Origin of the sequence: Geodermatophilus obscurus (genome assembly GCF_900143215.1) — a bacterium.
GTDB lineage: Bacteria > Actinomycetota > Actinomycetes > Mycobacteriales > Geodermatophilaceae > Geodermatophilus > Geodermatophilus obscurus_A.
The window spans coordinates 334154-351663 of sequence record NZ_FRDM01000001.1; the positions used below are offsets into that span (position 1 = coordinate 334154).

Below are 17510 nucleotides of genomic sequence, written 5' to 3' on the forward strand. Positions count from 1 at the left end.
TGCCAGGCTGCCGCACATGACCGATCCCGCACCCGTGCGCATCGAGCGGGACGGCGACGTCGCCGTCGTCGTCCTGGACTCCCCGCCGCTGAACCTCTTCGACGCCCCCGTGTTCGACGCGGTCGAGGCCGTCGCCGACGAGCTGGTCCGGCTCACCGACCCGGCCGACCCCGCGCGGGCCCGGGCGGTGCTGGTCGAGGCGCGCGGGAAGGTTGTCTCCGGTGGCGTCGACGTCACGGTGTTCCGCGACATCGCGGAGGGTCCCGAGCCCGCCGAGCGCGGCGCCGACCTCTGGCGGCGGCTGCTGCGGGTGGCGCAGACGGTCGAGCACCTTCCGGTGCCGACCGTCTTCGCCGCCCACGGGCTGACCCTCACCGCCGCGTTCGAGCTGGCGCTGGCCTGCGACGTCCTGCTGGCCGCCGAGCGGGCGTCGTTCGGGCTGGTCGAGATCGTGGTCGGGCTGACCCCGTCGATGGGCGGGCCGCAGCGGCTGGCGGAGCGGGCCGGGTCGGCACGGGCCAAGGAGCTCGTCTTCACCGGCGAGCGCTACCCGGCCGCCGTCCTGGAGCGGTGGAACGTGGTCAACCGGGTCCTCCCCGACGACGGCTTCGCCGAGGCCGCCCGCGCCTACGCCCACCAGGTGGCTGCCGGCCCGACGGTCGCGCACGCCGCGACCAAGCAGCTGGTCACCACCGCCGTCCGGCAGGGGGCGCGGGCCGCCGACGACCTGGTGCCCGGCGTCTCCGGTGCGTTGTTCGCCACCGCGGACCTGCGCGGCGCGGTCTCCTCCTTCCTCGCCGACGGACCGGGGAGGGCTACCTACGCCGGGCGCTGACGTCCCGCGGTGGTCCGGGGACTCCTGCTGACGGACCGGGGGAGGTCACCTGCTCGGGCAGGTGGGCGGCCGTCCGGACGGCGGTTCCGGGTCTCCGGGCGCGGGTAGACTCGACGGGTCCACACCTCCTCTCGCAGGAAGGCAGGGTCGAGGGTTCTTGCCCGACTCCTCCCCGAACGTCCCCGTGCCCGGAGCGCCGCCCACGTCCCGTGAGGCCTCGGCGCAGGCTGCCACCATCGACGGTCACCCCGGTTCGCCCGCTCCGGCCGCGGCGGGCCTCGGGAACTCCGGCCCGGCCGCCGTCCGGACCACGATCACCGTTCCCGACTCCGTGTCGATGGTCGCCCTGCTCGGCTCCGGCGACGAGTTGCTGCGCCTCGTGGAGAACGAGGTCGACACCGACGTCCACGTGCGCGGCAACGAGATCGCGGTGACCGGCCAGCCGGCCGACAACGCGTTCGCCGTCGCGGTGTTCGACGAGCTCATCGCGTTGCTCGGCACCGGCCAGGTGCTGCGCCCGGACTCGGTGCGCCGCGTCATCGGGATGCTGCGCGCCGGCGGCTCCGAGCGGCCGGCCGACGTCCTCAGCCTCGACATCATCAGCCGCCGCGGGCGCACGATCCGGCCCAAGACGCTGAACCAGAAGCGCTACGTCGACGCGATCGACGCGCACACCATCGTCTTCGGCATCGGCCCCGCCGGCACCGGCAAGACCTACCTGGCGATGGCCAAGGCCGTGCAGGCGCTGCAGACCAAGCAGGTCAACCGGATCATCCTCACCCGCCCGGCCGTCGAGGCCGGCGAGCGGCTCGGGTACCTGCCCGGCACGCTGTCGGAGAAGATCGACCCCTACCTGCGGCCGCTGTACGACGCGCTGCACGACATGGTCGACCCGGAGTCGATCCCGCGGCTGATGCAGTCGGGCACCATCGAGGTGGCGCCGCTGGCCTACATGCGCGGGCGTACGCTCAACGACGCGTTCGTCATCCTCGACGAGGCGCAGAACACCACCGCCGAGCAGATGAAGATGTTCCTCACCCGGCTCGGCTTCGGATCGAAGATCGTGGTCACCGGTGACGTCACCCAGGTCGACCTGCCCGGCGGTGCGCAGAGCGGGCTGCGGATCGTCCGCGAGATCCTCGACGGCATCGAGGACGTGAAGTTCATGAACCTGACCAGTGCCGACGTCGTCCGGCACCGGCTGGTCGGCGACATCGTCGACGCCTACGAGCGCTGGGACACCGCGAACAACCAGCGTCCGGCGGCTGCCCAGCAGCAGCCGGCCCGGCCCGCGCGGCCGCGCCGCCAGGGGGGTTGAGCGCCGTGCCGGTCGAGGTCGCCAACGAGTCCGAGATCGCCGTCGACGAGTCCGCCCTCGCCGCCATCTGCACGTACGTGCTGGCGGAGCTGGGCGTCAACCCGATGGCCGAGCTGTCGGTGCTCTGCGTCGACCCGGACTACATGAGCACGCTGCACGAGCGCTGGATGGGGGAGAAGGGGCCGACCGACGTCCTCGCCTTCCCGATGGACGAGCTGGACACCGGCCGGCCCGACGAGCCCGACCCGGGCCCGGCCCTGCTCGGCGATGTCGTGCTGTGCCCCTCGGTCGCCATCCGCCAGGCCCGCGCGGCCGGGCACACGATGGACGACGAGCTGACCCTGCTGGCCACGCACGGCGTGCTGCACCTCCTGGGCTACGACCACATGGAGCCCGACCAGGAGAAGGAGATGTTCGGCCTGCAGTCCAAGCTGCTCGACGGCTGGCGCGCCGCGCCGCGCGCGCCGATGACCGGTGCGGCCGTCGACCGGGGGCCGGTCCAGCGATGACCTCCGGCGAGATCACCCTGCTGGTGATCGCCGTCTGCCTGATCCCGCTCGCCGGCCTGTTCGGCGCGATGGACGCCGCGCTGCAGCGGGTGTCCAAGGCGCGCGTCGACGAGATGCGGCGGGACGGCGTCAAGCGGGCCGGCGTGCTCTCCGAGGTCGTCGCGGAGCGGGCCCGGCACGTGGCGCTGCTGCTCCTGCTGCGGATCGCCTGCGAGATGGTGGCCGCCACCCTGGTCGCGGTCGTCCTCTACCGGATCTGGGGCGGCGGCTGGCAGCCGGTGCTGGTCGCCGCCGGGGTGATGACCGTCGTCAGCTACGTGCTGGTCGGCGTCGGGCCGCGCACGCTGGGCCGCCAGCACGCCTACGGCACCGCGCTGGCCGGCGCCGGCGTGGTCCGGCTGCTGGGGCGCGTGCTCGGGCCGATCGCCACGCTGCTGATCCTGGTCGGCAACATGATCACCCCGGGTCGCGGCTTCCGCGACGGGCCGTTCTCCTCCGAGGTCGAGCTGCGCGAGCTGGTCGACATGGCCGAGGAGCGCGGCGTCGTCGAGTCCGGTGAGCGCAACATGATCCACTCGGTGTTCGAGCTGGGCGACACCATCGCCCGCGAGGTCATGGTGCCGCGCACCGACGTCGTCTGGATCGAGCGGAACAAGTCCCTGCGGCAGGCGCTGGCGCTGTCCCTGCGCAGCGGCTTCAGCCGCATCCCCGTCATCGGCGAGAACGTCGACGACGTCGTCGGGGTCATCTACCTCAAGGACCTCATCCGCCGGACCCAGGGCGGCCGGGACGTCCGCAACGACGTGCGGGTCGAGGAGCTCATGCGCCCGCCGACGTTCGTGCCGGAGTCCAAGCCGGTCGACGAGCTGCTGCGGGACATGCAGGCCCAACGCATCCACATCGCGATCGTCGTCGACGAGTACGGCGGCTTCGCCGGGCTGGTGACGATCGAGGACATCCTCGAGGAGATCGTCGGCGAGATCGCCGACGAGCACGACCGCTTCCAGCGGCCCCCGGTCGAGGAGCTGTCCGACGGCTCCGTGCGCATCACCGCCCGGCTGCCGGTCGAGGACCTCGCCGAGCTCTTCGACGTCGAGCTGCCCAAGGACGACGACGTCGAGACCGTCGGCGGGCTGCTCGCCCGGGAACTCGGCGTGGTGCCGATCGAGGGCTCGCAGGCCGAGGTCGCCGGGCTGCGGCTGGTCGCCGAGAGCACCGGCGGACGACGCAACCGGATCGACACCATCCTGGTCTGCCGGGTGCCCGAGGAGGACGAGCCCGCCGACGGTGAGGAGCCGCAGGCCCACGGGGCGACCGCCTCAGGAGCCACGACCTCCGGTGCCACCCGTGTCGAGGAGCCCGCCGGCGCCGTGGAAGGCTGACCTCCCGTGAGTGCCCTGCAGCCCGAGGACGCCAAGCTCGTCACCCTGGCCCGCTCTGCGCGTGGCCGCACCGGTGCTCCCGAGGGTGCGGCGGTCCGCGACACCGACGGCCGCACCTACCTCGCGGCCACCGTCTCGCTGCCGTCCCTGCAGCTCTCCGCCCTGCAGGCCGCCGTGGCCGCCGCCGTCGCCAGTGGGGTGCAGGGCCTGGAGGCGGCCGCCGTCGTCTCGGCCGCCGACACGGTCGAGCAGGCCGGGCTGGCCGCCGTCCACGACCTCGCACCGTCCGCCCCGGTGCACCTCGCCGCCCCGGACGGCGCCCTGCGCACCACCGTCTGACCCACGCGTGGGCGGCCGGCTGCTCGTCGGCCCCGCTGACTGGGCAGGTGTCCTCCGCCGTCCTCCACCCCTGCTTCCACCGGTGAGCAGGGGTGGAGGATCGCCGGGCGACCTGCTGGGTCGGCCCTGGCTCAGCCCAGCGGCCGGCCGAGGGCCTCGGCGAACACCTCCGGGTCGCGGACGCGCGTGGTCAACGCCTGCTCCGTCGTGCCGTCATCCGGGAGGTGCCGGACCGCGACTGGCCGGAGTCCGCCCCGGCCACCAGCACCCGCGCTGGGCGGACTCCGGCCGGTCCGCCGGCGGGGTGCCGCGGCGCACCTCCAGCACCTGGCTGGTGCCGAGCACGTGCCGGGACCACGCCCCGTGCAGGCCGGCGACGTCGGAGGAGACCCCGGCGTCCGAGCCGGCCAGCCGGGTCGTCGACAGGACGAGGACGGCCAGCCGCTCCCGCGCCGTCCGCTCGGCCGTCGGCCCGTCCGGCTCCCGCCGTCTGCGTCCCGCCACGGACCCGATCCTCCCCACCGTCCCGGGCGGCGCGGAGGTGTCGTCCCCGGATGGGAGGATGGGGGACGTGACGCCGCCGGACCAGCCGCCGTACCGCAGCGGTTTCGCCTGTCTGGTGGGCCGCCCCAACGCGGGCAAGACCACGCTGACCAACGCGCTGGTCGGCGAGAAGGTCGGCATCGTCAGCAACCGCCCGCAGACCACGCGGCACGCCATCCGCGGCGTCGTCCACCGGCCGGGCGGCCAGCTCGTGCTCGTCGACACCCCGGGCCTGCACAAGCCGAAGAGCCTGCTGGGCCGCCGGCTCAACGACGTCGTCCGCGACACCCTGTCCGAGGTCGACGTCGTCGTCTTCTGCGTGCCGGCCGACCAGCCCGTCGGCACCGGCGACCGGTTCATCGCCCGCCAGCTGCGCGAGGTGGAGGCGCCCGTCGTCGTGGTCGTGACCAAGACCGACGCCGCGTCGAAGAAGCAGGTCGCCGAGCAGCTGCTGGCCGCCAGCCAGCTGGTCGAGGCTGCCGAGGTCGTGCCGGTGAGCGCCGTGCGGGGCGACCAGGTGGAGCTGCTGGAGGACCTGCTGATCGGCCTGCTGCCTGAGGGTCCGCCGCTGTACCCGGAGGAGCAGACCACCGACGAGGACGTCGAGCGGCAGATCGCCGAGCTGGTCCGCGAGGCCGCGCTGGAGAAGGTGTTCCAGGAGGTGCCGCACTCCCTCGCGGTCACGATCGAGGAGATGACCCGCCGGCCCGACCCCAAGCGGGACGGCGGCGAGCTGGTCGAGGTCCACGCGCTGCTGCACTGTGAGCGCCCCAGCCAGAAGCCGATGTTGCTCGGCAGGGGCGGGCAGATCATCAAGGCGATCGGCAGCGAGGCCCGGCCCGGCATCGAGGCGCTGCTCGACGCCCGGGTGCACCTGGACCTGCACGTCACGGTGCTCGGCGAGTGGCAGGACGATCCCAAGAAGCTCAACCGGCTCGGTTACTGAGGCGGCGGCGGAGTGAGCATCGCTGTGTGCCGGGGGCACCTCCCGCTCGCGGGGGACAGCGACCGAGGAGCGGAGCGAGCCGGCGCCAGGAGGTGCAGCCACTGATGTCCACCACCCACAAGTCCCTGTACCGGGACGAGGGCATCGTCCTGCGCACCCAGAAGCTGGGGGAGGCCGACCGCATCATCACGGTGCTCACCCGCCGGCACGGCAAGGTGCGCGCGGTCGCCAAGGGCGTGCGCCGCACCAAGAGCAAGTTCGGCGCACGGCTGGAGCCGTTCAGCCACGTCGACCTGCAGCTCTACACCGGCCGCACGCTCGACATCGTCAGCCAGGCCGAGTCGATCCGCGCCTACGGCCAGTCGATCGTCGCCGACTACCCGGCCTACACCGCCGGCACCGCGGTGCTGGAGACCGCCGACCGGCTCACCGCCGAGGAGAAGGAGCCCTCGCTGCGGCTGTTCCTCCTCGTCATCGGGGCGCTGCGGGCGCTGTCCGAGCGCACCCACCCGGCGGGCCTGGTGCTCGATGCCTTCCTGCTGCGGGGGATGTCGGTCGCCGGGTGGGAGCCGGCGCTCGGCGGCTGCGCCCGCTGCGGTGAGGAGGGTCCGCACCGGCACTTCTCGGTGCCCGCCGGCGGCATGGTCTGCCCGCCCTGCCGCCCGACCGGCTCGGCGATGCCCAACCCGGCCACCATCGAACTGCTCGACGCGCTGCTCACCGGTGACTGGCACGCCGCCGAGGCCAGCCAGACGACCAACCGCCGCGAGGGCAGCGGGTTGGTCGCCGCGCTGCTCCAGTGGCACCTGGAGCGCGGGCTGCGCTCGCTGCCGCTGGTCGACCGGTCCGAACCGACGGCGCCGCGCCGGGAAGCAGGTCTGCTGAGTGAGGCGTGAGGTCGGGCGGCGTGCGGTGAAGGCCCCGAACCCGCATCCGTCGGGGGCCCGTCCACCGCAGCTGCCGCCGGACAAGGTGCCCGGTCACGTCGCGATCGTGATGGACGGCAACGGTCGCTGGGCCAACCAGCGCGGGCTGCCGCGTACCGCCGGGCACGAGGCGGGCGAGTTCTCGCTGTTCGACTGCGTCGAGGGCGCGATCGAGCTGGGGGTCACGGCGATCAGCGCCTATGCCTTCTCCACCGAGAACTGGCGGCGCAGCCCCGACGAGGTCCGCTTCCTCATGGGCTTCAACCGCGACGTCATCCGTCGCCGCCGCGACGAGATGCACGAGCTCGGGGTGCGGGTGCGCTGGGCCGGCCGCCGGCCGCGGCTGTGGCGCAGCGTGATCAAGGAGCTCGAGGTCGCCGAGGAGCTCACCCGCGACAACGACGTCCTGACACTGACCATGTGCGTCAACTACGGCGGCCGGGCAGAGATCGCCGATGCCGCCGCGGCCATCGCCCGCGAGGTCGCGGCGGGCCGGCTCGACCCCGCGAAGGTCGACGAGGGCACCGTCGCCCGGTTCCTCGACGAGCCGGACATGCCCGACGTCGACCTGTTCGTGCGCAGCTCCGGGGAGAACCGCACCAGCAACTTCCTGCTGTGGCAGTCGGCCTACGCCGAGTTCGTCTTCCTCGACACGCTGTGGCCCGACTTCGACCGCCGGCACCTGTGGGCCGCCTGCGAGGAGTACGCCTCGCGCCAGCGCCGCTTCGGCAGCGCCTGAGAGAGGACCCCGTCCTCCCCACCCTCCGCAGGCGCAGGGTCGCGCCCGGGACGGGGCCGCACCGAGAGGAGACCGACGTGTTCGTGGTGACCCGGCTGCGGATCCCCGGGACCGACGCGGCCGGGTTCGCCGCCGCCGCCGACGTCCTGCTGGCCGCGCTCGCCGCCCGCCCCGGGTACCGGGACGGCGAGCTCGGCCGCTGCACCGACGACGCCGGCCTGTGGGCGCTGGTCACCCGGTGGGACGGCGTCGGCGCCTACCGCCGGGCGCTGTCGGCCGCGGAGGTGAAGCTCGCCGGCGCGCCGGTGTGGCTGTACGCCCTCGACGAGCCGGGCGCCTACGTCCCGGGGGAGCAGGCCTCCGAGGGGTGATCCGGCCCCCGGTGGGCATGCACCGTGTCGAGACACCCGGTGTCGATCACGGAGGACGCGCGATGAGCGAGCCCAGGCGGGACGATACGACACCCCGGACGTCCGCAGACCCCACCGTGCAGGTCGGCCCTCCTCCGGTGCCCGGTCGCGCGGTGCGGGCACAGCTGGCGCGCGGTGAGTTGACGACGCCTCCGGTCCGCCAGGACGACCCGACCGTCCATCTCGACCGCCCGTCACGGGGCGATCCGGACCGCACGCTGGAGCTCGGCGGTCCGCCGCCGGCCGGGGTCACCGTCGGGCCGAGGTCCCGACGGCGCCGGCGCACCTGGCCGTGGATCCTCGCCGTCGTGCTCGCGCTCGTCGTGCTCGGCGCGGTCCTGCTGGTCATGCTGTGGCAGGGCGCGACGATCGACGGCGGCATCCAGTTCCTCGACGCGCACCTGCGGGTGGACGGCGACCTCGTCGGGTGGTCCGGCGGCACGGTTCCTCGCTGACCTCCCGCTGTTCCGCACCGTTGGCAGCGGGTGAGCCGCCGCCGGGCGGCTCGCGCCGGGACTCCGGCCGGGCGGCGGGGGAGCGGACGAGCGGTGGCAACTACCGTGGACGGGTCAACCCGCCGACCGCCAGCCGGATGGAGCCCCTCGCCGTGAGCGACAGCACCGCCAAGCACGACCCCGCCCGCCTCGACAAGGTGGTGAACCTCTGCAAGCGACGGGGGTTCGTCTTCCCGTCGGGCGAGATCTACGGCGGCACCCGCTCCGCCTGGGACTACGGGCCCCTGGGCACCGAGCTCAAGGAGAACATCAAGCGGCAGTGGTGGCGCACCGTCGTCCAGGGCCGTGACGACATCGTCGGCCTGGACTCCTCGGTGGTCCTGCCGCGCCAGGTGTGGGTCGCCTCGGGCCACGTCGGCGTCTTCACCGACCCGCTCACCGAGTGCCAGAACTGCCACAAGCGCTTCCGGGCCGACCACCTGGAGGAGGAGTTCGAGGCGCGGAAGGGCCGGGCGCCGGAGAACGGCCTGGGCGACATCGCCTGCCCCAACTGCGGCACCAAGGGGGCGTGGACCGAGCCGCGCGACTTCAACATGATGCTGAAGACGTACCTCGGCCCGGTCGAGGACGAGTCCGGCCTGCACTACCTGCGCCCGGAGACCGCGCAGGGCATCTTCGTCAACTTCGCGAACGTCATGGGCGCGGCGCGGAAGAAGCCGCCGTTCGGCATCGGCCAGATCGGCAAGTCCTTCCGCAACGAGATCACCCCCGGCAACTTCATCTTCCGCACGCGCGAGTTCGAGCAGATGGAGATGGAGTTCTTCGTCGAGCCCGGCACCGACGAGCAGTGGCACCAGTACTGGATCGACGAGCGCACCCGCTGGTACACCGACCTGGGCATCGACCCGGCGAACCTGCGGCACTACGAGCACCCGAAGGAGAAGCTCTCGCACTACTCGACGCGCACGGTCGACATCGAGTACCGCTTCGGCTTCCAGGGCTCGGAGTGGGGGGAGCTCGAGGGCATCGCCAACCGCACCGACTTCGACCTGAAGACCCACTCGGAGCACTCCGGCGCCGACCTCAGCTACTTCGACCAGGGCACCAACACCCGCTGGACGCCGTACGTCATCGAGCCGGCCGCCGGCCTGACCCGCTCGCTGATGGCCTTCCTCGTCGAGGCCTACACCGAGGACGAGGCGCCCAACGCCAAGGGCGGCGTGGACACCCGCACCGTGCTGCGGCTGGACCCGCGGCTGGCGCCGGTGAAGGCCGCCGTCCTGCCGCTGTCGCGCAACGCCGACCTGTCGCCGAAGGCGCGGGACCTGGCGGCGGAGCTGCGGCGGAGCTGGAACGTCGACTTCGACGACGCCGGCGCGATCGGGCGCCGGTACCGGCGGCAGGACGAGATCGGGACGCCGTTCTGCCTCACCGTCGACTTCGACACCCTGACCGACGACGCGGTGACCGTCAGGGAGCGGGACTCGATGAGCCAGGAGCGCGTCGGGCTGGACCAGGTCGAGACCTACCTGAAGACCCGGCTGCCCGTCTGCTGAGCACCTCGTCGGCCATGTCCGCGGACATGGCCGACGAGATGGTCAGTCGCGCCAGCGGTACAGGTCGCGCAGCAGTGCGATCTCGGCGCCGTGGTGCAGCACCTCGCGGTTGATGTGCAGCACGAGCGCCGCCATCGAGGCGTCGGCCCACGGACCCTCGGCGGGGCCGCACGGCCGTCGCAGGCCCTCCTCGTCCAGGCCGCGGACGCCGGCGGTCCAGGCGGCGTAGGCGGTGTCGAGCTGGGCCAGGGCGGTGGCCGCGTCGCCGGGGTAGTCGTGGCTGTCGTAGTCCACCGGGGGTCCGCCGAAGTGGCCGGCCACGCGGGCGCCGAGGACGCCGACGACCACGTGCCCGATCCGCCAGGCGATGGTGGTGACCGGTGCCGGATCGGGTTCGGGCAGCGCGAAGTCGATCGTGAAGTCGCCTCGTCCGGCCTGGATCGGGGCCGAACCGGTGCCGCGCGGGCGGACGTTCCACGCACCGCGGACCGGCTCCCACCGGTACTCCTCGTCGGTCAGCCCCGCCAGCCGCGGCCGCAACTGCGTGCGCCAGTGCAGGTCCAGCTGCTCGACCAGCTCGGAGGTCCAGTCCACCGTCGTCGTCCGTGTCGTCTCCATGGCGGCACGCTAGGGGCGGATGCGGTCAGGATCGGTCCGCATCGTCGGCCATCGTGTCGCCGTGGCCGACCGGACCGACCGGACCGACCGGACCGACCGGACCGACCGGACCGACCGGGTGCTACGGCTGCTGGCGCTGCTGACCTCGGCCCGCAGCCGGCGTGGTGAGGCCTCGTGGCCCGGCTCGGGATCACCGTGCGCGCCGTGCGCCGGAACATGGAGCGGGTGCGCCGCGCCTACGCAAGCGACACACCATGATACACCTCGATGTGTATTGTTGGTCCATGGGCCGGACCAACATCGACATCGACGACGATCTCGTCGCCGGCGTCATGCGCCGCTACGGGCTGGCGACGAAGAAGGAGGCCGTGGACTTCGCCCTGCGACAGGTCTCGGTCGCCCCGATGCCGGCTGAGGAGATGCTGGCCATGCGCGGCGCGGGCTGGGGCGGGGACCTGGACGCCCTGCGTCGCAAGGAGGGCGAGGAACTGGCCGAGCAGTGGGGGACCGCGTGACGGTCCTGGTCGACACCTCGGTGTGGATCGGGTTCCTCCGTGACAGCAGTGCGCCGGAGGTCGATCAGCTGGTGAGCCTGATCCGTGCCGGTGAGGCTGCCACGACCGACGCGGTGTACCTGGAGGTCCTCGTCGGGACGACGGACGAGCAGGAGGCCGAACGGCTCCGCCGCTTCCTCGCCGGGTCGGTACTGCTCCGTCAGGAGTCGCCGGTGGACGCCGAGCGCGCAGCGTCCCTGTACCGGGCTTGCCGGCGGGCCGGTGAGACGCCCCGCTCGGTGAACGACTGCCTCGTCGCAGCTGTCGCCTTGCGGCACGACGTCCCCGTCCTCCACCGGGACCGCGACTTCACGGTGCTGGCCGCCCACACGGGCCTGCGCGTGGTGGAGCCGGCTGCCTGATGCCCGGTCGGCGTCGGTGGGTCCGGGGCCGCGGTGCCGACGGAGCAGGTGTGGTCGCCGACTCGGTCGGACACGCCGACCGGGACGACGGCAACTGCTCACGCGGCGGCGGGAGGTCGGCGCGGGGGAGGGCCACCGCCGCCAGGACACCTCCCGGCCGCACCCAGCGGGCCATCCGGGGCAGGACGTCGGGCAGCGGCAGGTGGTGGAGCACCGCGGAGCTCATCACGGCGTCGTACCGCCCGGCGGGCAGGTCCACGGTCCGCAGGTCGGCGCGGTGCAGCGTCAGGTTCGGCGGAGCCGCCTCCCCGGCCGCGGCGATCATCGCCGGGGAGCGGTCGACCCCGTCGACGTGGCGGGCCCGGAAGGCGAGCCGGCGGGCCAGCGTCCCGGCGCCGCAACCGACGTCCAGCACCCGGGTGGCGTCCGGGGGGACCTGGGCGAGCAGCAGCCGGTGGTACCAGCCGTTGTGGTCCCAGTCGGTCCACCGCACCGGGCGCCCTCCCCTCTCACGGCCGGGTGACCCACCTCGCCACCTACCCTGGGACCGTGAGCAGCAGCGTCCTCGAGCGGCCGTCGTCCCCCGCGACCGGCCCCGCTCCGCTGCGTCTGGGCGCGCTGACCGTCGACCCCGCCGTGGTGCTCGCGCCGATGGCCGGCATCACCAACCCGGCCTTCCGCACGCTGTGCCGCGAGTTCGGGGCCGGCCTCTACGTCTGCGAGATGATCACCACGCGGGCGCTGGTCGAGCGCAGCGAGAAGACGCTGCAGATGGTCCGCGCGACGCCGGACGAGGAGGACGCCTTCTCCGTCCAGCTCTACGGCGTCGACCCGGCCACGGTCGGCCGGGCGGTGGAGATGCTCGTCGACGAGGGCGTCGCCGGCACCCGCCCCGCGCACGTGGACCTGAACTTCGGCTGCCCGGTGCCCAAGGTGACCCGCAAGGGCGGCGGCTCGGCGCTCCCGTGGCGGCGGGTGCTGTTCCGCGACATCGTGCGGGCCGCGGTGCGTGCGGCGAGGGACGTGCCGGTCACGGTGAAGACCCGCATCGGCATCGACGCCGACCACGTCACCTACCTCGACGCCGGCCGGATCGCGCAGGACGAGGGCGCCGCGGCGATCACCCTGCACGGGCGCACCGCCGACCAGCTCTACAGCGGCACCGCCGACTGGGCGCCCATCGCCCGGCTGGTCGAGGCCGTCGACATCCCGGTGCTGGGCAACGGCGACGTCTGGGAGGCCGACGACGCGCTGCGGATGGTCGCCGGCACCGGGTGCGCCGGTGTCGTCATCGGGCGGGGCTGCCTGGGCCGGCCGTGGCTGTTCGGCGACCTCGCCGCCGCCTTCGCCGGGGAGGCCCACCGCGCGCTGCCGACGCTGCGCGAGGTCGCCGCGGTCATGCACCGGCACGCCACGCTGCTGAGCGCGGAGCAGGGCGAGCTGCACGGCTGCACCGACTTCCGCAAGCACGTCGCCTGGTACCTCAAGGGGTTCTCCGTCGGCTCCGACGTCCGCCGCGCGCTGGCGATGGTCAGCGCCCTCGACGAGCTGGCCGAGCTGCTGGCCGGCATCCCCGACCAGCCCTATCCGACGTCGGTGCTCGGCGAGCCGCGCGGGCGGACCAGCCCGCCGCGGCCCGTGGCGCTGCCCGAGGGCTGGCTGGCCGACCGCGACGACCCCCGGCCGCCGGCCGGGGCCGAACTGCTCGTGAGCGGCGGGTGAGTGCCATGAGCGCCGTGAGGACGACGGTCGAGGGAGCATCGCAGCGGGCTCCCCGGAGCCGTCAGCGCGTGAGCATCGCAGCGAGCGCCGGCGAGCGAGGAGCGGAGCGAGCGCGGAGGCGACTGGCGGCGTCGAGCGAGGAGCGGATCGGAACCGGAGTCGAGCCGTGAGCACAGGCCCCTACCTCTACGACGACGATCCGGCTCCGCTGCACACCGGCACCCCGCGCCCGGCGCGCGCCCTGATCCTCGCGGTGATCGGCGGGACCGTCGCCGTCGCCGTCGGCATGGCCGTCGGCCTGCCGCTGGTCAAGGGCAGCCCGGAGGAGCAGGCCCGCGAGGTCACCGGCGTCTTCCTCGCCGCGCTGGCCCAGGACGACGTCGAGACCGCCCACGGCCTGCTCTGCGCCGAGGAGCGGGCCCGGGTGGTACCCGAGGCGCTGTCCACCGAGTACGCCCCGGGCGGCACCGGTGAGATCACCGGCACCATCGCCGACGAGGCGGACGGCGCACCGGTGCAGCGCGTCGAGGTCGCCTGGAGCGACGGCAGCACCTCGATCCTCACCGTCGTCAGCGAGCAGGGCGCCCGCGTCTGCGGGACCTCGGCCGGCTGACGGAGGACCCCCTTCCCGCCACGCCTCCGCCTCCTCCCGGGCTCCTTCCACCGGAAGGGTGGCTGCCCTGTCGGTTCTGCGCCGCGGTCTGGCGTGTTCCGGACGGGTGAGCCACGATCGCTGTCTGGTCCCGAGAGGACGTATGAGACGTCTACCCGTGTCACCGTCCCGGGGCCGTGCTCGCCGGGGCGGCGGACGGGGGACCCCGGGGCGCCGTCCCCGGCAGGCGATGGGCAGCCGGCGGACGAGCGCGGAGGTGCACGGTGGGCAGCGGTACCGGGACGGCCACCTGGGTCTACGACTTCAGCGAGGGCAACAAGGACCAGAAGGACCTGCTGGGCGGCAAGGGCGCGAACCTGGCCGAGATGACCAGGCTCGGGCTGCCGGTGCCGCCGGGGTTCACCATCACCACCGACGCCTGCCGCTTCTACCTGGAGCACGGCAGCACCCCGCCGGAGCTGGCCGATCAGGTGACCGAGCACCTGACGGCGCTGGAGAAGGCGATGGGCAAGACCCTCGGTGACCCGTCGGACCCGCTGCTGGTGTCCGTGCGCTCCGGCGCCGCCGCCTCGATGCCCGGGATGATGGAGACCGTCCTCAACGTCGGTCTCAACGACGAGTCGGTCCGCGGGCTGGCCGCCCAGTCCGGCAGCGAGCGCTTCGCCTGGGACTCCTACCGCCGGCTGATCCAGATGTTCGGCAAGACCGTCCTCGACATCGACGGCGAGCTGTTCGAGCACGCCCTGGACGAGGCCAAGCGCGAGCAGGGCACCGAGTCCGACCTGGACCTCGACGCCGAGCACCTCGAGGACGTGGTCGGCCGGTTCAAGGCCATCGTCCGCGAGCAGTGCGGCCGCGACTTCCCGCAGGACCCGCGCGAGCAGCTCGACCTGGCGATCAACGCCGTCTTCGACTCGTGGAACGCCGACCGGGCGATCATCTACCGCCGCCGTGAGCGCATCCCGAGCGACGCCGGCACCGCCGTCAACGTCTGCTCCATGGTCTTCGGCAACCTCGGCTCCGACTCGGGCACCGGCGTCGCCTTCACCCGCGACCCGGGCAGCGGCGCGCAGGGGGTCTACGGCGACTACCTGCAGAACGCGCAGGGTGAGGACGTCGTCGCCGGCATCCGCAACACGGTGCCGCTGGCCGACCTCGAGCGGATCGACAAGCCCGCCTACGACGAGCTGAGGCAGACGATGGCGCGCCTGGAGTCGCACTACCGCGACCTGTGCGACATCGAGTTCACCATCGAGCGCAACAAGCTGTGGATGTTGCAGACCCGCGTGGGCAAGCGGACGGCCGGAGCGGCCTTCCGCATCGCCACCCAGCTGGTCGACGAGGGCCTCATCGACATGGACGAGGCGGTCCGGCGGGTCACCGGAGAGCAGCTGGGTCAGCTGATGTTCCCGCGGTTCGTCTCCGGCGGGGACGCCACCCAGCTCACCCAGGGGATGAACGCCTCGCCCGGCGCCGCCGTGGGCAAGGCGGTGTTCTCCTCGGAGGCGGCGGTCCAGTGGGCCGGCCGGGGGGAGAAGGTGGTCCTCGTCCGGCGGGAGACCAACCCCGACGACCTCTCCGGGATGATCGCCGCCGAAGGCGTGCTCACCAGCCGCGGCGGCAAGACCTCGCACGCCGCCGTCGTCGCCCGCGGCATGGGCAAGACCTGCGTCTGCGGCGCCGAGGAGCTGCAGGTCGACACGAAGAACCGCCGCTTCACCGCCCCCGGTGGCGTCACCGTCGAGGAGGGCGACGTCATCTCCATCGACGGCTCCACCGGGCGGGTGTGGCTCGGTGAGGTGCCGGTCGAGGCCTCCGCCGTCGTCCGTTACTTCGAGGGCGAGATCGACCCGGACTCCGCCGAGGCCGACGAGCTGGTGCGCAGCGTGCACCGCGTCCTCGCCCACGCCGACTCCCGGCGCCGGATGGACGTGCGGACCAACGCCGACACCCCGGAGGACTCCGCCCGGGCCCGGCGGTTCGGCGCCCAGGGCATCGGGCTGTGCCGGACCGAGCACATGTTCCTCGGCGACCGGCGGCAGCTGGTCGAGAAGCTGATCCTCGCCGAGGACGACGAGGGCAAGCGGACCGCCCTCGACGCGCTCGCGCCACTGCAGAAGCAGGACTTCCTGGAGATCTTCGAGGCGATGGACGGGCTGCCGGTGACCGTGCGGCTGCTCGACCCACCGCTGCACGAGTTCCTGCCCGACCTCACCGACCTGTCGGTGCGGGTGGCGGTCGCGGAGGCCGGGGGGCACCCGGACGAGGCCAACCTGCGGCTGCTGGCCGCCGTGCGGCGGATGCACGAGGAGAACCCGATGCTCGGCCTGCGCGGCGTGCGGCTCGGGCTCGTCCAGCCGGGGCTGTTCGCCATGCAGGTGCGGGCGATCGCCGAGGCGGCGTGCGAGCGCAAGGCGGCCGGCGGCGACCCGCGGCCGGAGATCATGATCCCGCTGGTGGGGGCGGTGCAGGAGCTCGAGGCGATCCGTGACGAGGCGGAGAAGGTGCTCAGCCAGGTGTTCGAGGAGTGCGGCGCCGAGCTCGACGTCCTCATCGGCACGATGATCGAGGTGCCGCGCGCCGCGCTCACCGCCGGCGAGATCGCCTCGTCGGCCGCGTTCTTCTCCTTCGGCACCAACGACCTCACCCAGATGACCTGGGGCTTCTCGCGGGACGACGTCGAGGCCGCGTTCTTCCACGCCTACCTCGACAAGGGCATCTTCGGCGTCTCGCCGTTCGAGTCGTTGGACCTGCCGGGCGTCGGCCGGCTGGTGGAGGTCGCCGTCCGGGAGGGCCGGTCGGCGCGGCCGGACCTCAAGCTCGGCGTCTGCGGCGAGCACGGCGGTGACCCGGACTCGGTGCACTTCTTCCACGAGGTGGGGCTGGACTACGTGTCCTGCTCGCCGTTCCGCGTGCCGGTGGCCCGGCTCGAGGCCGGCCGCGCCGCGCTGGGAGCGGACCGCTCGGGCTCCTGACGAAGGACCCCGGTGCGGTCCGGCACACCCGGCGCACCGGCTCGGAACCGAGGCCCCCGCGTGGTACCCATGACGGGTGGGCGTGCGCGCGGGGAGCCTGGTGGGCCGGGCGGTGGGCGCCCTGGTGCTCGCCGTCGTCCTGCTCGTCGTCTCCACCGCGACGGCGATCTGGTGGACGGCGCGGCAGGACTCGCAGCCGACCTCCGACGCGATCGTGGTGCTCGGGTCGGCGCAGTACAACGGCGTCCCGTCGTCGATCTTCGAGGCGCGCCTGGAGCACGCACTCGCGCTGTACGCAGACGGCGTCGCGCCGGTGGTCGTGACCGTCGGCGGCAAGGCGGACGGCGACCAGTTCACCGAGGCTGAGTCCGGCCGGGCCTACCTGGCCGAGGCCGGCATCCCCGAGGACGCGCTGCTGGCGGTCGAGGAGGGCGTGGACACGCTGGAGAGCATGCGGGCCGTCGGGGCCGCGTTCGACGAGCGCGGCTGGTCCTCGGCCGTCCTGGTCACCGACCCGTGGCACGCGATGCGCGCCGAGCGGATGGCCGAGGACGCCGGCATCACCGCCGACAGCTCGCCGACCCGGCAGGGCCCGGCGGTGCAGACGCGCGCCACGCAGTTCCGCTACATCCTCCGCGAGACCGCCGCCTACCTGCTCTACCGCGCGACCGGCGAGAGCATCGCGGGCGCCCCGGGGATCGGCTGAAC

General features: G+C 73.4%; 20 protein-coding genes. 17 read left to right on the forward strand and 3 right to left on the reverse strand.

Annotation, left to right across the window (positions count from 1 at the left end; translation table 11 throughout):
* Positions 1-16 precede the first annotated feature (16 nt).
* From BUB17_RS01770 to BUB17_RS01790, 5 genes are all read left to right on the forward strand, one after another.
* On the forward strand, positions 17-835 hold the full coding sequence (locus tag BUB17_RS01770; protein ID WP_072912118.1) for an enoyl-CoA hydratase/isomerase family protein: 819 nt from the start codon (positions 17-19) through the stop codon (positions 833-835).
* 157 nt (positions 836-992) lie between these two features.
* Positions 993-2153, forward strand: coding sequence for a PhoH family protein (locus tag BUB17_RS01775; protein ID WP_244276819.1), 1161 nt, complete (start codon positions 993-995; stop codon positions 2151-2153).
* A gap of 5 nt (positions 2154-2158) precedes the next feature.
* On the forward strand, positions 2159-2662 hold the full coding sequence (gene ybeY / locus BUB17_RS01780; RefSeq protein ID WP_072912121.1) for an rRNA maturation RNase YbeY: 504 nt from the start codon (positions 2159-2161) through the stop codon (positions 2660-2662).
* A complete protein-coding gene (locus tag BUB17_RS01785; protein WP_072912127.1) occupies positions 2659-4044 on the forward strand; it encodes a hemolysin family protein in 1386 nt (461 codons plus the stop codon). Before ybeY ends, BUB17_RS01785 begins: the two co-directional genes overlap by 4 nt.
* A gap of 6 nt (positions 4045-4050) precedes the next feature.
* A complete protein-coding gene (locus BUB17_RS01790; protein WP_072912130.1) occupies positions 4051-4383 on the forward strand; it encodes a cytidine deaminase in 333 nt (110 codons plus the stop codon).
* A gap of 213 nt (positions 4384-4596) precedes the next feature.
* Here BUB17_RS01790 and BUB17_RS01795 read toward each other — a convergent pair whose 3' ends face one another.
* Complete coding sequence (locus BUB17_RS01795) at positions 4597-4887, reverse strand: hypothetical protein (RefSeq protein ID WP_072912133.1); 291 nt, start codon at positions 4885-4887, stop codon at positions 4597-4599.
* Between the two features lie 58 nt (positions 4888-4945).
* Here BUB17_RS01795 and era point away from each other — a divergent pair, with 58 nt between their 5' ends.
* The 6 genes from era to BUB17_RS01825 all read left to right on the forward strand — a co-directional run bounded on the left by era (position 4946) and on the right by BUB17_RS01825 (position 9958).
* The gene (era, locus tag BUB17_RS01800; protein WP_072912136.1) at positions 4946-5872 is read left to right on the forward strand and encodes a GTPase Era; all 927 of its coding nucleotides are present in this window, start codon (positions 4946-4948) and stop codon (positions 5870-5872) included.
* A 104-nt stretch (positions 5873-5976) separates the two neighbouring features.
* Positions 5977-6768 (forward strand): DNA repair protein RecO, encoded by a 792-nt coding sequence (gene recO / locus BUB17_RS01805; protein WP_072912138.1) that lies wholly within the window; start codon positions 5977-5979, stop codon positions 6766-6768.
* 16 nt (positions 6769-6784) lie between these two features.
* The gene (locus BUB17_RS01810; RefSeq protein ID WP_208983285.1) at positions 6785-7537 is read left to right on the forward strand and encodes an isoprenyl transferase; all 753 of its coding nucleotides are present in this window, start codon (positions 6785-6787) and stop codon (positions 7535-7537) included.
* A gap of 77 nt (positions 7538-7614) precedes the next feature.
* The gene (locus BUB17_RS01815) at positions 7615-7908 is read left to right on the forward strand and encodes an antibiotic biosynthesis monooxygenase (protein WP_072912144.1); all 294 of its coding nucleotides are present in this window, start codon (positions 7615-7617) and stop codon (positions 7906-7908) included.
* Between the two features lie 62 nt (positions 7909-7970).
* The gene (locus BUB17_RS01820; protein WP_141242856.1) at positions 7971-8402 is read left to right on the forward strand and encodes a hypothetical protein; all 432 of its coding nucleotides are present in this window, start codon (positions 7971-7973) and stop codon (positions 8400-8402) included.
* Positions 8403-8554: 152 nt separating this feature from the next.
* Positions 8555-9958 carry a glycine--tRNA ligase gene (locus tag BUB17_RS01825; protein ID WP_280173842.1) on the forward strand — a complete coding sequence of 468 codons (1404 nt, stop codon included), beginning with the start codon at positions 8555-8557 and terminating at the stop codon, positions 9956-9958.
* 42 nt (positions 9959-10000) lie between these two features.
* Here the strand turns inward: BUB17_RS01825 and BUB17_RS01830 are convergent, their stop codons facing one another.
* Complete coding sequence (locus BUB17_RS01830) at positions 10001-10576, reverse strand: DinB family protein (protein ID WP_175561244.1); 576 nt, start codon at positions 10574-10576, stop codon at positions 10001-10003.
* A 284-nt stretch (positions 10577-10860) separates the two neighbouring features.
* Here BUB17_RS01830 and BUB17_RS01835 point away from each other — a divergent pair, with 284 nt between their 5' ends.
* Together BUB17_RS01835 and vapC are read left to right on the forward strand one after the other, a co-directional pair.
* A complete protein-coding gene (locus BUB17_RS01835) occupies positions 10861-11091 on the forward strand; it encodes a type II toxin-antitoxin system VapB family antitoxin (protein ID WP_141242857.1) in 231 nt (76 codons plus the stop codon).
* The gene (gene vapC / locus BUB17_RS01840) at positions 11088-11492 is read left to right on the forward strand and encodes a type II toxin-antitoxin system VapC family toxin (protein ID WP_072912641.1); all 405 of its coding nucleotides are present in this window, start codon (positions 11088-11090) and stop codon (positions 11490-11492) included. The genes BUB17_RS01835 and vapC overlap by 4 nt, the downstream gene beginning before the upstream one ends.
* Here the strand turns inward: vapC and BUB17_RS01845 are convergent.
* The gene (locus BUB17_RS01845; protein ID WP_072912152.1) at positions 11440-11985 is read right to left on the reverse strand and encodes a class I SAM-dependent methyltransferase; all 546 of its coding nucleotides are present in this window, start codon (positions 11983-11985) and stop codon (positions 11440-11442) included. The two genes, vapC and BUB17_RS01845, sit on opposite strands and share 53 nt — an antisense overlap.
* A 56-nt stretch (positions 11986-12041) precedes the next feature.
* Here BUB17_RS01845 and dusB point away from each other — a divergent pair, with 56 nt between their 5' ends.
* From dusB to BUB17_RS01865, 4 genes are all read left to right on the forward strand, one after another.
* A complete protein-coding gene (gene dusB, locus BUB17_RS01850; protein ID WP_072912155.1) occupies positions 12042-13214 on the forward strand; it encodes a tRNA dihydrouridine synthase DusB in 1173 nt (390 codons plus the stop codon).
* A gap of 166 nt (positions 13215-13380) precedes the next feature.
* Positions 13381-13827: a hypothetical protein gene (locus BUB17_RS01855; protein ID WP_072912159.1), complete on the forward strand. Its 447-nt coding sequence runs from the start codon at positions 13381-13383 to the stop codon at positions 13825-13827.
* Positions 13828-14090: 263 nt separating this feature from the next.
* Positions 14091-16802, forward strand: a complete 2712-nt coding sequence (ppdK, locus tag BUB17_RS01860; RefSeq protein WP_072912162.1) for a pyruvate, phosphate dikinase — start codon at positions 14091-14093, stop codon at positions 16800-16802.
* A 76-nt stretch (positions 16803-16878) separates the two neighbouring features.
* Complete coding sequence (locus BUB17_RS01865) at positions 16879-17508, forward strand: YdcF family protein (RefSeq protein WP_072912165.1); 630 nt, start codon at positions 16879-16881, stop codon at positions 17506-17508.
* Positions 17509-17510 lie beyond the last annotated feature (2 nt).

What these genes read in the sequence shown, in the direction of transcription:
- BUB17_RS01770 (WP_072912118.1), top strand. Translation starts at nt 17, where the DNA reads ATGACCGATCCCGCACCCGTGCGCATCGAGCGGGACGGCGACGTCGCC.
- BUB17_RS01785 (WP_072912127.1), top strand. Translation starts at nt 2,659, where the DNA reads ATGACCTCCGGCGAGATCACCCTGCTGGTGATCGCCGTCTGCCTGATC.
- era (WP_072912136.1), top strand. Translation starts at nt 4,946, where the DNA reads ATGGGGGACGTGACGCCGCCGGACCAGCCGCCGTACCGCAGCGGTTTC.
- recO (WP_072912138.1), top strand. Translation starts at nt 5,977, where the DNA reads ATGTCCACCACCCACAAGTCCCTGTACCGGGACGAGGGCATCGTCCTG.
- BUB17_RS01820 (WP_141242856.1), top strand. Translation starts at nt 7,971, where the DNA reads ATGAGCGAGCCCAGGCGGGACGATACGACACCCCGGACGTCCGCAGAC.
- BUB17_RS01830 (WP_175561244.1), bottom strand. Translation starts at nt 10,576, where the DNA reads ATGGAGACGACACGGACGACGACGGTGGACTGGACCTCCGAGCTGGTC.
- BUB17_RS01835 (WP_141242857.1), top strand. Translation starts at nt 10,861, where the DNA reads ATGGGCCGGACCAACATCGACATCGACGACGATCTCGTCGCCGGCGTC.